The following is a 13,053-nucleotide window of genomic DNA, read 5'->3' on the forward strand; positions in this document are numbered from 1 at the left end:
GCGCCGACCCGCCAGCTGCCGACCAACCGTCCGGTTGGTATATGTTGGGCTGCAGAAATCACCGTCGCCGGAGGTCTATTCCATGAGCAGCGCCATCAAATACCAGCGCACTCTTTTCGAGCCAGAGCACGACCTGTTCCGCGAGTCCTACCGGGCCTTCCTCGAGCGCCACGTCGCGCCGTACCACGACGAGTGGGAGAAGGCGAAGATCGTCGACCGCGGCGTGTGGCTCGAGGCCGGCAAGCAGGGCTTCCTGGGCATGGCGGTGCCCGAGGAGTACGGCGGCGGGGGTAACCCGGATTTCCGGTACAACACGATCATCACCGAGGAGACCACCGCCGGTCGCTACAGCGGCATCGGTTTCGGCCTGCACAACGACATCGTGGCGCCGTACCTGTTGGCGCTGGCGACCGAGGAGCAAAAGCAGCGCTGGCTGCCGAAATTCTGCACCGGAGAACTGATTACGGCGATCGCGATGACCGAGCCGGGCACCGGCAGCGACCTGCAGGGCATCAAGACCCGCGCGGTCAAGCAGGGCGACCACTACGTGCTCAACGGTTCAAAGACGTTCATCACCAACGGGATCAACTCCGACCTGGTCATCGTCGTCGCGCAGACCGATCCGGACAAGGGCGCCCAGGGCTTCTCCCTGCTCGCCGTCGAGCGTGGGATGGAAGGCTTCGAGCGCGGACGGCACCTGGACAAGATCGGGCTCGACGCGCAGGACACGGCCGAGCTGTCGTTCACCGACGTGAAGGTGCCGGCCGAGAACCTGCTGGGCCAAGAGGGCATGGGGTTCATCTACCTCATGCAGAACCTGCCCCAGGAGCGGATCTCGATCGCCATCATGGCCGCCGCGGCGATGGAGCAGGTGCTGGAGCAGACGCTGCAATACACCAAGGAGCGCAAGGCTTTTGGCAAGCCGATCGGCAGCTTCCAGAACAGCCGCTTCGTGCTCGCCGAGCTGGCGACCGAGGCGACCGTGGTGCGCATGATGGTCGACGAATTCGTTCGCCTGCACCTGGACCACAAGCTGACCGCCGAGCAGGCCGCAATGGCTAAGTGGTACTGCACCGAAAAGCAGGTGCACCTGATCGACCGCTGCCTGCAGCTGCACGGCGGCTACGGTTACATGCGCGAATACCCGGTCGCCCGTGCCTATCTGGACGCCCGGGTGCAAACCATCTACGGCGGCACGACCGAAATCATGAAGGAAATCATCGGCCGCAGCCTCGGCGTATAGCTTTTCGTTTAACGGATCGTCGTCCAGTCGGCGAACGCCCCGCGGGCCGCGGTGGCCGCGCTCGATTGATGAAATCCCGGCCGGCTTTGGGCGCGATATGCGCCGACGCATGGATGGTCGCGATTCGGCCGTGGCCCGGCATCATTTCGACATCGGTGTGGTATCCCTTTTTGTAAAATTCGTGATTTGACTTCGCATTTCTTGTTGGCTGGAGCAAAGTTATGCGAGCCCGGCGATAAGGCGGATCGTGAGCGGGTCCATTCCCCGCGGAAGAACGGCCCGTTTCGCCGGTTATGCAGGTAAGGGCATAGCCGCAGATAGAGCCGTATCCGGAGGCTGGAAGGCTTGGTGAAGGTGCATAGAGGTCACATGCGCAAGCTGATCGGAAGCGCGCTGGTCAGCCTGACGACCACAGCACTAGCCGCCGTATTGCTGGCGCCCGTCGCCACCGCGAGCCCGATAGGTGACGCCGAAGCGGCGATGATGGCCGCGTGGGAGAAGGCCGGCGGCGACACCTCCCCGCTCGGCCCCCGCAAGGGGGACGTGTACCCCGCCGGGGAGGGGTTCGCCCTGGACTTCGACGGCGGCAAAATGTTCTTCACCCCGGCCACCGGGGCCAAATTCGCCTACGGGCCCATCCTGGAGAAATACGAGATGCTGGGCGGGCCGGCCGGCAGCGATCTGGGTTTCCCGGCCATCAGCGAAGTGCCGGGCCTGGCGGGCCCCGACAGCCGGGTGATCACATTCTCGGCCACCGACAAGCCGGTCATTTTCTGGACACCCGAGCACGGCCCGTACGTGGTGCGCGGCGCCATCAACTCCGCCTGGGACAAGCTGGGCAGCTCGGGCGGGGTGCTCGGTGTTCCGGTCGGCGACGAGACCTACAACGGCGAGGTGTCCTCGCAGAAGTTCAGCGGCGGCCAGGTTTCGTGGAACCGGCAGACCAAGCAGTTCACCACCGAACCGCCGGGGCTGGCCGACCAGTTGAAGGGCCTGCAGGTGGCGATCGATCCCACCGCGGCCATCAACATGGCGTGGCGGGCGGCCGGGGGGCCCAACGGACCGCTGGGTGCCAAGCAGGGCGGGCAGACCCCCATCGGCGGTGACGGCATCGTCCAGAACTTCGCCGGCGGCAAGGTGTTCTTCACCCCGGCGACCGGCGCGAACGCGCTCGAGACCGACATCCTGGCCAAATACGAGTCGCTCGGCGGGCCCGTCGGCAGCGGCCTCGGCTTCCCCGTCACCAACGAAACCGAGGGTGGCATCGGCCCGTCCAGCCGGATCTGCACCTTCTCGGCCGCCGACAAACCGGTGATCTTCCGGACCGCCGAGCACGGCGCGTTCGTCGTGCGCGGGGCGATGAAGGCCGCCTGGGACAAACTGCGCGGTCCGGCCGGCAAACTGGGGGCGCCCGTCGGCGACCAGGCCGTGGACGGTGACGTGATCTCGCAGCAGTTCACCGGCGGCAAGATCTCGTGGAACCGGGCGAAGAACACGTTCAGCACCGACCCGGCCAACCTGGCGCCGTTGTTGAGCGGCCTTCAGGTCTCGGGCCAGAACCAGCCGAGCAGTTCGGCCATGCCGTCACACGCCAACAAGTTCGGCTGGCATTCGTGGTGGTGGCTGGCCGCCATTCCGGTCCTGGTGCTGCTGGTGGTGGTGGCGTGGGCGCTGTTCGGATGGCGCCGGCGCCGCTCCGGCGCGGACGGTGCCGCCGGGTATGCGCGCGACCAGGGGTATGACGCGCCCTGGGGCCCGGAGGACCCCGACCTCGCGACCGAGCATTTCGCGCCGGGCGGGCCGCGCGAACCCGAGCGGCCGACCGATGCCGCGGCCACCGCGCGGGTCAGCTGGCAGCGTCAGGCGCCGTCGGAGAGCGACTACGGCGTCGAGCAGGAAGACCCCGACGCGATCGACACCGACTCCATCCCCGTCGTCTCGGAGGAGATGCTGGCGGAGGCCGACTATCCCGATGCCGAGGCCGATTACACCGACTACACCGACGCCGTTCCCGAGGTCGCCGAGGCCGAGACCGCCGACGATGCCGCCTACGTCGACGCCGACTACGCCGACGCCGGCTATCCGGAGGACGAGTACGCCGACGAGTATCCCGACGTCGCCGTTGCGCACACGCCGCCGGATGCCGACGCCGTCACCGGTGCCCTGGAAACCGCCGCGCCCGAGGATGAGTATCCCGACGTCGCGGTCCCTGAGGCGGAAGTCGAACCCGAGGACGATGTCGCCGCGGAGCCCGACGTGTCCGGGGCCGCCGAGGCCGGGGCGGTCGGCGCAGGCGCGACCGGGGCCTTCGTCGCCGCGCAGCGATCCGGCGGTCGGCACGCCGCCGCGGACGACGCCGAGGACGGCTCGGAGAACGGGCTGGCGGGCCCGGACGGGCGCCCGACCATCCACCTGCCACTCGACGACCCGTACCAGGCGCCCGACGGCTACCCGATCAAGGCGAGCGCCCGGTACGGCCTGTATTACACGCCCGGCAGCGACCTGTACCAGGACACGCTGCCCGAGATCTGGTTGTCCAGCGAAGAGGTCGCGCTGGCCAACGGCTTCACCCGGGCCGACTAGCGGGGCCGCCGGCCGCTAGACCTTGCGGATCACCGTGACGACCTTGCCCAGCACGGTCGCGTCGTTGCCCGGGATGGGGTCGAACGCCGGGTTGTGCGGCATCAGCCACACCTGACCGCCGGCGCGTTTGAACGTCTTGACGGTGGCCTCGCCGTCCAGCATCGCCGCGACGATGTCGCCGTTGTCGGCGACGTTCTGCTGGCGCACGACGACCCAGTCGCCGTCGCAGATCGCGGCCTCCACCATCGAGTCGCCCACCACTTTGAGCAGGAACAGCGTGCCCTCGCCGACCAGCTCGCGCGGCAGCGGGAACACGTCTTCGACGGCTTCCTCGGCCAGGATGGGTCCACCGGCCGCGATCCGCCCGAGAACCGGGACGAACGTGGGTTCCGGCAACGCATCCGACCCGGCCACCTCGGTGGCGGGCGCGGCCACGTCGTCGTCGGCGCCGCGGACATCGACCGCCCGGGGCCGGTTGGGGTCGCGGCGCAAATACCCCTTGCGTTCCAGCGTGCGCAGCTGGTGCGCCACCGAGGACGTCGACGTCAGCCCGACGGCGTCGCCGATCTCCCGGATGCTCGGGGGATAGCCGCGGCTGGTCACCGAGGCGCGAATGACATTCAAAATGGTGCGCTGCCGCTCGGTCAGCGCGGAGTCCACGGAGTGCAGCCGGCCGTCCGCCGCGGCCGGGCCGGTGTTCGGGGAAGTGTCGTTGCTGTCGCCCATGGCACTGAATGTAGCCGCACCGCCGACAAGAATCAAACATGTGTTCGACTGGCGTGTCGCCCGGGCGTCCCGGGCCGGAAAAGCGCCGCCATCGGCCGAATCACAAATGTGTAACTCTTGCCGAGACCGGGTATTTGTGCCTCGTGACAGTGGTAGAGGCCGACGGAGTTGTCGGTGGTGTGATCTAGCGTTTTGCTCGTGCGACACGCTTCGCTCAAATGTTCGGGTTTCGAACACACAAGCGATTAGAGTCGAACACACGAGCGAGAGCTAGTTGACCGGAGGAACGCAGATGACAGTCATCCACACGCTTGCGCCGCGCACCAGCAGTCTTCGGCGCCCGGTCAACGGACCGGTTCAGGGCGTTCGGTACGGCAGGGACGGCCTGGCCCGCTCGCGGCGCCCCGCGCCGTCGCGGCCCGCGGGCGCCCCGACGCGCTACTACGGCACCGGGGTCGCGATGTCTGTCGCTCCGCACCGCAGGCGCGCCGTCACCTGGGCGACGACGGTTGGTCTGGCACTCGCCGCCGGGGCGATCACGCTGTGGCTGGGCCTCGTCGCGAACGTGGGGCAGGCGCTCAACGGCGACTCGACGAATTCGGCCGCCCCCGTCCCGAACCGGCTCGCCGTCGTGCGGGTCGACGCGGGGGAGTCACTGCAGGATGTCGCTCACCGCGTGGCCCCCGACGCGCCGGCCGCCGCGGTGGCCGATCGCATCCGTGAGCTCAACGACCTGAACTCGCCGACGCTGGTTGCCGGCCAAACGCTGATCGCCCCGATCGGCTGACGGTCGTTGTGTCCCAACGGTTCCGGCCCGTGAGGTGCGCGGCCCGCGTGGCGCCGCCCCAGGGAGGGCGGCTCCGTTAGCCGTGCAGGTCAGCGCACGGGTACGCTCAAAGTTCTGCGGTACCCGGTTGTCGGCACGGTGAAGGAGCGGTCATGCACTGTCCCTTCTGCCGCCATCCGGATTCCCGGGTGATCGACTCGCGCGAAACCGACGAGGGGCAGGCCATCCGGCGTCGCCGATCGTGCCCCGAATGCGGAAAGCGTTTCACCACCGTGGAAACCGCGGTCCTGGCGGTGGTCAAGCGCAGCGGCGTCACCGAGCCCTTCAGCCGGGAAAAGGTCATCAGCGGAGTCCGCCGGGCCTGCCAGGGCCGCCAGGTGGACGACGACGCGCTGAATCTGCTGGCCCAGCAGGTCGAAGACACCGTGCGCGCCGTGGCCTCCCCGGAGGTCCCCAGCCACGAGGTCGGCCTGGCCATCCTCGGGCCGCTGCGCGATCTCGACGAGGTGGCGTACTTGCGGTTCGCGTCCGTGTACCGCTCCTTCGAGTCCGCCGACGACTTCGAGCGCGAGATCCAGGCGCTGCGCGAGCACCGCGGAGTGGCCACGCCGGGCTGACGGATCCCGCCGGGGGGCCCGCTAGGCTCGGTGCATGCCCCCTGAGTTGCATCCCGACCTGGCGGCCCTGGCCCCGCTCCTCGGCACGTGGGTCGGCCAGGGCGCGGGCAAGTACCCGACGATCCCGCCGTTCGACTACCTCGAAGAAGTCACGTTCGCCCATGTGGGCAAACCCTTTTTGGCCTACGCCCAGAAAACCAAGGCGGTGGCCGACGGCAAGCCGCTACACGCCGAGACGGGATACCTTCGCGTGCCGCAGCCGGGCCACGTCGAGCTGGTGCTGGCCCACCCGAGCGGCATCACCGAGATCGAGGTCGGCACCTATTCGGTCACCGGCGACCTCATCGACATGCAGATGTCCACCACGACGGTCGGCCTCACGCCTACGGCCAAAGAGGTGACGGGACTGGGGCGTTGCTTCCGCATCGACGGCGATGAGCTGTCCTACACGGTGCAGATGGGTGCGGTCGGCCAGCCGCTGCAGGACCACCTGGCCGCGGTGTTGCACCGGCAGCGCTGAGCGTGCGACCGCCGGCGGCCCCGGTCAGTCCAGCTGTCGCACACCGTCGTTGACCACCCGCCCGGCCACCGCGACCCAGCCCTCGGCGCTCCAGGTGGTTTCGATGACCGAGCCGTTGCCCTGGGTGATCCGCAGGTTTTGGCTCAGGTAGTCGGTGATGCGCATCGCGGCCGAACCGGTCGCCTCGTCTTCGGCCACACCGAGGTTGGCGGCGAACATGCGCACCCGCAGCGCCCCGGCGGCCCGGTCGGTCCAGGCCCACAGGTAGTGCGCCGTGTCGTCGGGGAAGTCCGTCGGGTCGGCGGCGAGAACATCGTCGGCCGAAGCGAATTCGTGCAACGCGAACTCGGGCGCCCATTCCGCGCGGGCGCTGATGCGGGTGTGGTGTTCGTCGTAGCCCACCTGCACGATTCCCGCCGGTATCTGCAACGTGTTGATCGGCCGACCGTTCTCCCGCAGCCACCACGAGGCGCCGACCGTCGGGTGCCCGGCGAACGGCAGCTCGGTCCGGGGCGTGTAAATGGTGGCGTGCGCGGTCGCGGAGCCCGCGGCCGGACGGTCGACGAAAACCGTTTCGCTGTAGCCCAATTGGGTCGCCACCCGTTGCCGGTCCGCGACCCCGACCTCAGCGGCATCCACCACGCCGAGCGGATTGCCGAAATTGCCGTCCGCGTCGGTGAACACCCGCAACACCGTGACGTCGATACCCATGGCCCGACTGTACGACCCCGAACCGCGCCGCCTCGATCAAGGTGGAATCAGGTGGCGCTGCGTTCGTCGGACCCCATGGCGTTCAGCACGGCGACGCGCGTGGGCGCCGGGCCGCTCACGGCCCGCTCGCCACCACCGGTGCGCAGCAACCCGCGCAGCGCGGCCTGATCGTATTCGGCGGGCGCGGTCGAATCCATGAAGCGCTCGACGACCTCGATGAAGCGGGCGGGGTCGTCGTGAAAGGGAAAGTGGCCGGAGCCCTCGAAGATCTCGAGCCGCGAACCGGGCATCGCGGCATGGGCCATCCACGCGTGCCGGACCGGGACCACCACATCCTTGGTGCCCCAGACGATCTGCACCGGGATGGCTTCGGTCAAATAACATCGGTCGAGCATGGTGACGATCTGCCCGCGCCAGTCCACCACCGCCCGCAGGGTTCGGCTGAATGCCGCCGACGCCGTCGGTTCCGGCAGATCGTCGAGGATCCGCAGGACGTTGGGCAGGTCACGGCCCAGGCCGGTGCTGCCCAGCGCGGCGCCCAGGACCCGGCCCACGACCTGAACCGCCGGCAGCACCAGGGGCAATCGCAGCAGGGCGATGGCTTCGCTGCCCATCGGCAGCGAAGCCCACCGCAGGACGAAGTTGACGTCCTTGGTCACGCCGCCGGCGCCCACCAGGATCAGCCGCTCCACCAAATGCGGGAACTGGTAGGCGAATTGCATGGCCACACCGCCGCCCAAGGAATGACCGACGATGGTGGCCCGTTCGATGTCGAGCACGCTGAGCAGGTCCCGCATCCCGTTGGCGTATGCGGCGATCGAGTAGTCGGCGCGCGGCTTGTCGGATCGGCCGTGACCCAGCAGGTCCGGGGCGATGACCGTGAAGCGCTGGGCGAGCTTGGCCTGCACGGCATTCCACGTGGTGGAGTTGTCGCCGATGCCGTGGATCAGCAGGATCGCCGGCCCGGAGCCCGCGATGCGGTAGGCGCGCCGGTAACCGTGGATGGTGCGGAACTCGAGTGTGGGTGCGGTCACTTCGCGCACCGGGCGGAGCCTGTTCTTGCGCTTCCGCTCGGTCATAGGGCCAACCTTGCTGTCGGGCCGGGCTAAGGGCGGTGTGGCTGGGTGTTCGGCAGAGGGTCAGGCCTGATCGTCGTCGTCGAACTTCTTCTCCGCCTGCTGGGCGAGAAATCGCTCGAACTCCGCGCCCAGCTCGTCGCCGCTCGGCAGATCCTCGTCGCGCGACAGTAACGATCTGTTCTCCTGAGCGTCGATGAAGGCATCGTACTGGCGCTCCAGCGCCGCCACCACCTGAGCGACCTCTGCGCTCGCCTCGACCTGCTCGTCGATCTTGGCCCGGATCACCTCCGCGGCTTCGGTCAACGCGGTCAGCGGCAGCTCCAGCGACGCGGTCTTGGCGACCTGCTCGAGCAACGCCTGAGCTGCGGCCGGGTAATCGGTCTGGGTGAGGTAGTGGGGGACGTGCACGGTGAAGCCGACCACCTCATGGCCGTGCTGGGCCATCCGGTACTCGAGCAGGTTGGACGCGCTGCCCGGGACCTGGATCTCGGCGATCCACGGCTGGAAATTGGCGATCAGCTCCGGGTTGTTGGAGTGCGCGGTCATCGTGGTCGGCCGCGTGTGCGGAACGGCCATCGGGACGGTGCCCAGGCCGATGGTCTGGCGCACGTTGAGCCGCTCGGCCAGCAGGCGGACTGCGGTGATGAAGCGCTCCCACTTGAGATCGGGCTCCATGCCGGCCAGCAACAGGAACGGGGTGCCGACGGTGTCGCGCAACGCGTAGAGGCTCAGCTCCGGGTCGTCATAGTTGGTGAAGTGATCGGTCTTGAAGGTCATCAGCGGCCGCCGTGAGCGGTAGTCCAGCAATTCGTCGATCGCGAAGGACGCGACCAGCTCGGTGTCCAGCACGGCCTTGAGATGCGAGGCCGCCAGCCGGATGGCGTGACCGGCGTCGGAAAAGCCCTCCAGGGCGTGCACCAGTACGGGGCCGCGGCCGTCGGACGTCGACAACTGCGGCGCGGGCAGCTCCAGCTCGTACATGCCGGGCTGGCCCTGCTGGTACTGGTCACCTGGGTCTCGATGGTGATCCATCTTCGATCGCCTCCTCTCGGGGGTCCCTTCAGGGTGCCCTACCAAGTGTCCCCTGAATCAGGCGGCACCCGGATAGAACAGCGAACTCGGTTCCGGCGTTCGCACCGTGGAACGCGATAATTCTCAGGCGTAATCCGGTGAGACCCTATCGGGGGTCCCCTCCGCGGCGTCAGCAAACCCCGTGGCGCACGGCGTCGCGCGGAAGTCGGCTCGCCGCCGCGGCATCGGGCATGATGAAGGCGATGCGCATACCGATCCTGGTGCTCTGCTCGGTGGTGGGGGTGGCGACGTCGCTGACGTCGTGTCATCGGCCCGTCGAGCAGGTGTCGGGCGCCCCGGTGTCGGCGCCGCGGACCGGCGGCCCCGTGCAGCGGCTCAGCCAGCCCGAGCAGAAGGCGGTCGCGGGTCCGGTGGAGCCGGACCGGCGGATCGGGGCGATCTTCATCGACGGTGGGCCGCTCCACGTTTGCACCGGTTCGGTGGTGCATTCCAAGGGCGGGGACCTGATCATGACCGCGGCGCATTGTCTGGCCGGGGCGTCGCTGATCACCTTCGTTCCCGGTTTCGCCGGCGACGCCGCGCCCGCTCCCACCGACATGTGGAAGGCCGACGCGGTCTACCTCGATCCGCGCTGGGTCGCCAGCAAGGATCCGCATGCCGACTACGCGATCGCGCGAGTCAGCAACGACACCGGCGCCAGCGTCGAGTCCCGCGCGGGTCTGGCGCTGACGCTGGGCGTGACGCCCCCACCGGGCAGTCGCGTCACCGTGCTGGGTTATCCGGTCGGCGTGGGCGGCGAGCCCATCGGGTGCCAGGGCAGCACCTCGGTCAGCGACAGCGGGTTCCCCGCGCTCGCGTGCGAAGGTCTGGTGGACGGCACCAGCGGCGCTCCGTGGGTCAGCGGCACCACGCTCACGGGGCTGATCGGCGGACTCGAGCGCGGCGGGTGCGCGCCGGACATCTCGTATTCGGCGCCGTTCGACGCCCAGACCGCGGAGCTGCTGGCCCGCGCCGAAGTCGGTGGGCCGGGCGACCCCGTCCCCGGCGACCTGCAGGACGCCTGTTAGCTATGGCGACCGCCAGCGCGGCCGTGGCCGCAGCGGGTCGCCACCATATGTCGGAACCGGGCGCAGCGGGTCGCCACCATCTGGCCTAGCGGCGGAACTGATTGAGCGCGCGCACCTTGTTCATCACGTCGAGCGCGGCCACCTTGTAGGCCTCGGAAAACGTGGGGTAGTTGAACACGGCGTCCACCAGGTAGTCCACCGTGCCCCCGCACCCCATCACCGCCTGCCCGATGTGCACCATCTCGGTGGCACTGGTGCCGAAGATGTGCACGCCGAGCAGTTTCAGGTCCTCGGTGGACACCAGCAGCTTGAGCATCCCGTAGGAGTCCCCGGCGATCTGGCCGCGGGCCAGCTCCCGGTACCGGGCCACCCCGACCTCGTAGGGGACCGCGTCCTTGGTCAGCTCCACCTCGGTGGCCCCGACGTAGGAGACCTCGGGGATCGAGTAGATGCCGATCGGCTGCAGCTCGGTGATGCCGTCGCACGCCTCCCCGAACGCGTGGTAGGCGGCCAGCCGCCCCTGCTCCATCGAGGTCGCGGCCAGCGCGGGGAAACCGATCACGTCCCCGACGGCGTAGATGTGCGGCACCTTGGTCTGGAAATAGTCGTCAACGAAGATCCGGCCGCGGTTGTCGGCCTCCAGCTCGGCGTGGTGCAGGTCGAGATGGTCGGTCTGGCCCTGCCGACCGGCCGAGTACATCACCGTCTCGGCCGGGATCTGCTTGCCGCTGGCCAAGGTGGTGACGGTGCCCGCCGAGCCAACGTCGACCGCGGTCACCTCCTCGCCGAACCGGAACGTCACCGCCAGGTCGCGCAGGTGGAACTTCAGGGCCTCGACCACCTCGGGGTCGCAGAAGTCCAGCATGTCACCGCGCTTTTCCACCACGGTGACCTTGGTGCCCAGCGCGGCGAACATCGAGGCGTACTCGATGCCGATGACCCCGGCGCCGACGACCACCATCGAGACCGGCAGCGTCTTCAGGTCGAGGATGCCGTCGGAGTCGAGCACGCGCTCCTCGTCGAACTCGACGCCGGACGGCCGCGCCGGCCGCGTTCCGGTGGCGATGACGATGTATTTGCCACTGATGGTTACCTTTTCGCGCCGCGACGGGTCTTCGACCTCGATGGTGTGCGGGTCGACGAACCGCCCGTGGCCGATCAGCAGGTCGATGCGGTTGCGCATCAGCTGGTTGCGCACCACGTCGACTTCCTTGCCGATCACGTGCTGGGTGCGGGCCAGCAGATCAGCCGGGGTGATCTTCTCCTTGACCCGATAGCTCGCGCCGTAGAGTTCGCGCTGGCTCATCCCGGTGAGGTAAAGGACCGCCTCGCGCAACGTCTTTGACGGGATGGTGCCGGTCTGGACGCAGACGCCGCCGATCATCTGGCCGCGTTCGACGATGGCGACCGACTTGCCCAGCTTGGCCGAGGCGATGGCGGCCTTCTGCCCGCCGGGCCCCGAACCGATGACCACCATGTCGTACTCTTGCGCCGAGCCCATGGGCTAAACAGTAGAGCAGCACAACTCACAGTGCCGGGTTCATCCACAGCTGGGTTGCCGCGCCGGCGCGCGCGAGCACCGGCCGACGGTGGCGGCCGTCAGCGTTGGTGCTCATGACCACGCATGCACAACCCGACTTCGAGCTTTCCCGCCCCGGCGCGCTCATCGCCGCGCTGCCCGCCGTTCTCGGCTTCATTCCCGAAAATTCATTGGTATTAGTGTCTTTGGAGGATCGGCACCTCGGGTCGGTGATGCGCGTCGACCTCTCCGAGGAGTTGCTCGCACGGGTCGGTCATCTGGCCGAGGTCGCCGCGGCGGCCCGCCCCGAGGCCGTCATCGCGGTGATCGTCGACGCCGACGGCGCGCACTGTCCCAGCTGCAACGACGAGTACCGGCAGTTGTGTGAGGCGCTCGCAGAGTCCTTGTCGCAGCACGACATTGAGCTCTGGGCCACCCACGTGGTCGACCGGGTCGCCCTCGGCGGGCGCTGGCATTGTGTCGAGGGCTGCGGGTCGAGCGGCCTCGTCGAGGACCCCTCGGCCTCGCCGCTGGCCGCGGCGGCGGTGCTGGAGGGCAGGCGGCTCTACCCGCGCCGCGCCGACCTGCAGGCGGTCATCGCGCCCGACGACCCGGCCCGCAGCGCCGCATTGGCCGGCGCGGTCGGCCGGCACGCCGCCCGGCGCCGCGCCGCGCATCGCGCGCATCCGGTCCGCTGCACCCGCGGCGACGTGGAGGGCGCGATGGCGGCCGCCGCCCGGGTCGCCTCGGGCGAATCGCTGTCCGACGCCGAACTGGCGGCGCTGGGCTGCGCGCTGAGCGACCCGCAGGTCCGCGACATCCTGTACGCGCTGGCCGTCGGCGAGGGCGCCGACGACGTCGAGTCGCTGTGGGCGGTGCTGGCGCGCACCCTGCCGCCGCCGTGGCGGCTCGAGGCGCTGGTCCTGCTCGCGTTCAGCGCGTACGCGCGCGGCGACGGCCCGCTGGCCGGGGTGTCGCTGCAGGAGGCGCTGCGCTGTGAGCCCGAGCACCGGATGGCGGGCATGCTGGACACCGCGTTGTCCTCGGGCCTGCGGCCCGAGGACATCCGGGATCTCGCGCTCACCGGGTACCGGCTGGCCAAGCAGTTCGGGGTGCGGCTACCGCCGCGTCGGCCGTTCGGCCGCAGGGCGGGCTAGCCGCGGGGCCAG

Annotated in this window: 12 protein-coding genes; 7 read left to right on the forward strand and 5 right to left on the reverse strand. The window is 69.0% G+C overall.

Going from position 1 to position 13,053, the window contains the following annotated elements; all coding sequences use genetic code 11:
- Positions 1 to 82 precede the first annotated feature (82 nt).
- Together QGN31_RS08440 and QGN31_RS08445 are read left to right on the forward strand one after the other, a co-directional pair.
- Positions 83 to 1,243: an acyl-CoA dehydrogenase family protein gene (locus tag QGN31_RS08440; RefSeq protein WP_008258570.1), complete on the forward strand. Its 1,161-nt coding sequence runs from the start codon at positions 83 to 85 to the stop codon at positions 1,241 to 1,243.
- A 369-nt stretch (positions 1,244 to 1,612) separates the two neighbouring features.
- The gene (locus QGN31_RS08445) at positions 1,613 to 3,826 is read left to right on the forward strand and encodes an LGFP repeat-containing protein (RefSeq protein ID WP_014942559.1); all 2,214 of its coding nucleotides are present in this window, start codon (positions 1,613 to 1,615) and stop codon (positions 3,824 to 3,826) included.
- Between the two features lie 15 nt (positions 3,827 to 3,841).
- Here QGN31_RS08445 and lexA read toward each other — a convergent pair whose 3' ends face one another.
- A complete protein-coding gene (gene lexA, locus QGN31_RS08450; RefSeq protein ID WP_008258568.1) occupies positions 3,842 to 4,552 on the reverse strand; it encodes a transcriptional repressor LexA in 711 nt (236 codons plus the stop codon).
- Positions 4,553 to 4,844: 292 nt separating this feature from the next.
- Between lexA and QGN31_RS08455 the strand changes: the two genes are divergently transcribed.
- The 3 genes from QGN31_RS08455 (at position 4,845) to QGN31_RS08465 (ending at position 6,476) form a co-directional block, all read left to right on the forward strand.
- Complete coding sequence (locus QGN31_RS08455) at positions 4,845 to 5,339, forward strand: LysM peptidoglycan-binding domain-containing protein (RefSeq protein WP_008258566.1); 495 nt, start codon at positions 4,845 to 4,847, stop codon at positions 5,337 to 5,339.
- A 152-nt stretch (positions 5,340 to 5,491) separates the two neighbouring features.
- The gene (gene nrdR / locus QGN31_RS08460) at positions 5,492 to 5,956 is read left to right on the forward strand and encodes a transcriptional regulator NrdR (protein ID WP_008258565.1); all 465 of its coding nucleotides are present in this window, start codon (positions 5,492 to 5,494) and stop codon (positions 5,954 to 5,956) included.
- Between the two features lie 34 nt (positions 5,957 to 5,990).
- Positions 5,991 to 6,476, forward strand: a complete 486-nt coding sequence (locus QGN31_RS08465) for a peroxynitrite isomerase (protein ID WP_009955003.1) — start codon at positions 5,991 to 5,993, stop codon at positions 6,474 to 6,476.
- Between the two features lie 24 nt (positions 6,477 to 6,500).
- On the opposite strand, the gene QGN31_RS08470 is transcribed toward QGN31_RS08465, so the two are convergent.
- From QGN31_RS08470 to QGN31_RS08480, 3 genes are read right to left on the reverse strand one after another with little or no spacing between them, the layout of a single operon-like run.
- Positions 6,501 to 7,187 carry a PhzF family phenazine biosynthesis protein gene (locus tag QGN31_RS08470; protein ID WP_009955002.1) on the reverse strand — a complete coding sequence of 229 codons (687 nt, stop codon included), beginning with the start codon at positions 7,185 to 7,187 and terminating at the stop codon, positions 6,501 to 6,503.
- A 47-nt stretch (positions 7,188 to 7,234) separates the two neighbouring features.
- Positions 7,235 to 8,266, reverse strand: a complete 1,032-nt coding sequence (locus QGN31_RS08475) for an alpha/beta fold hydrolase (RefSeq protein WP_008258562.1) — start codon at positions 8,264 to 8,266, stop codon at positions 7,235 to 7,237.
- A 60-nt stretch (positions 8,267 to 8,326) separates the two neighbouring features.
- Positions 8,327 to 9,298, reverse strand: coding sequence for a proteasome assembly chaperone family protein (locus tag QGN31_RS08480; protein ID WP_008258561.1), 972 nt, complete (start codon positions 9,296 to 9,298; stop codon positions 8,327 to 8,329).
- A 230-nt stretch (positions 9,299 to 9,528) separates the two neighbouring features.
- On the opposite strand from QGN31_RS08480, the gene QGN31_RS08485 reads away from it, so the two are divergent.
- A complete protein-coding gene (locus tag QGN31_RS08485; RefSeq protein WP_014385380.1) occupies positions 9,529 to 10,365 on the forward strand; it encodes a trypsin-like serine peptidase in 837 nt (278 codons plus the stop codon).
- Between the two features lie 85 nt (positions 10,366 to 10,450).
- On the opposite strand, the gene sthA is transcribed toward QGN31_RS08485, so the two are convergent.
- Positions 10,451 to 11,866: a Si-specific NAD(P)(+) transhydrogenase gene (sthA, locus tag QGN31_RS08490; protein WP_014942558.1), complete on the reverse strand. Its 1,416-nt coding sequence runs from the start codon at positions 11,864 to 11,866 to the stop codon at positions 10,451 to 10,453.
- 113 nt (positions 11,867 to 11,979) lie between these two features.
- Here sthA and QGN31_RS08495 point away from each other — a divergent pair, with 113 nt between their 5' ends.
- Positions 11,980 to 13,041: a DUF4192 domain-containing protein gene (locus QGN31_RS08495; RefSeq protein ID WP_014942557.1), complete on the forward strand. Its 1,062-nt coding sequence runs from the start codon at positions 11,980 to 11,982 to the stop codon at positions 13,039 to 13,041.
- The last annotated feature ends 12 nt before the right edge of the window (positions 13,042 to 13,053 follow it).

Origin of the sequence: Mycobacterium sp. 2-64 (assembly GCF_035918375.1) — a bacterium.
GTDB lineage: Bacteria > Actinomycetota > Actinomycetes > Mycobacteriales > Mycobacteriaceae > Mycobacterium > Mycobacterium intracellulare.

Coding starts and splice junctions, on each gene's coding strand:
- QGN31_RS08440 (WP_008258570.1), top strand. CDS start 83: ATGAGCAGCGCCATCAAATACCAGCGCACTCTTTTCGAGCCAGAGCAC.
- QGN31_RS08445 (WP_014942559.1), top strand. CDS start 1,613: ATGCGCAAGCTGATCGGAAGCGCGCTGGTCAGCCTGACGACCACAGCA.
- lexA (WP_008258568.1), bottom strand. CDS start 4,552: ATGGGCGACAGCAACGACACTTCCCCGAACACCGGCCCGGCCGCGGCG.
- QGN31_RS08455 (WP_008258566.1), top strand. CDS start 4,845: ATGACAGTCATCCACACGCTTGCGCCGCGCACCAGCAGTCTTCGGCGC.
- nrdR (WP_008258565.1), top strand. CDS start 5,492: ATGCACTGTCCCTTCTGCCGCCATCCGGATTCCCGGGTGATCGACTCG.
- QGN31_RS08465 (WP_009955003.1), top strand. CDS start 5,991: ATGCCCCCTGAGTTGCATCCCGACCTGGCGGCCCTGGCCCCGCTCCTC.
- QGN31_RS08470 (WP_009955002.1), bottom strand. CDS start 7,187: ATGGGTATCGACGTCACGGTGTTGCGGGTGTTCACCGACGCGGACGGC.
- QGN31_RS08475 (WP_008258562.1), bottom strand. CDS start 8,266: ATGACCGAGCGGAAGCGCAAGAACAGGCTCCGCCCGGTGCGCGAAGTG.
- QGN31_RS08480 (WP_008258561.1), bottom strand. CDS start 9,298: ATGGATCACCATCGAGACCCAGGTGACCAGTACCAGCAGGGCCAGCCC.
- QGN31_RS08485 (WP_014385380.1), top strand. CDS start 9,529: ATGATGAAGGCGATGCGCATACCGATCCTGGTGCTCTGCTCGGTGGTG.
- sthA (WP_014942558.1), bottom strand. CDS start 11,866: ATGGGCTCGGCGCAAGAGTACGACATGGTGGTCATCGGTTCGGGGCCC.
- QGN31_RS08495 (WP_014942557.1), top strand. CDS start 11,980: ATGACCACGCATGCACAACCCGACTTCGAGCTTTCCCGCCCCGGCGCG.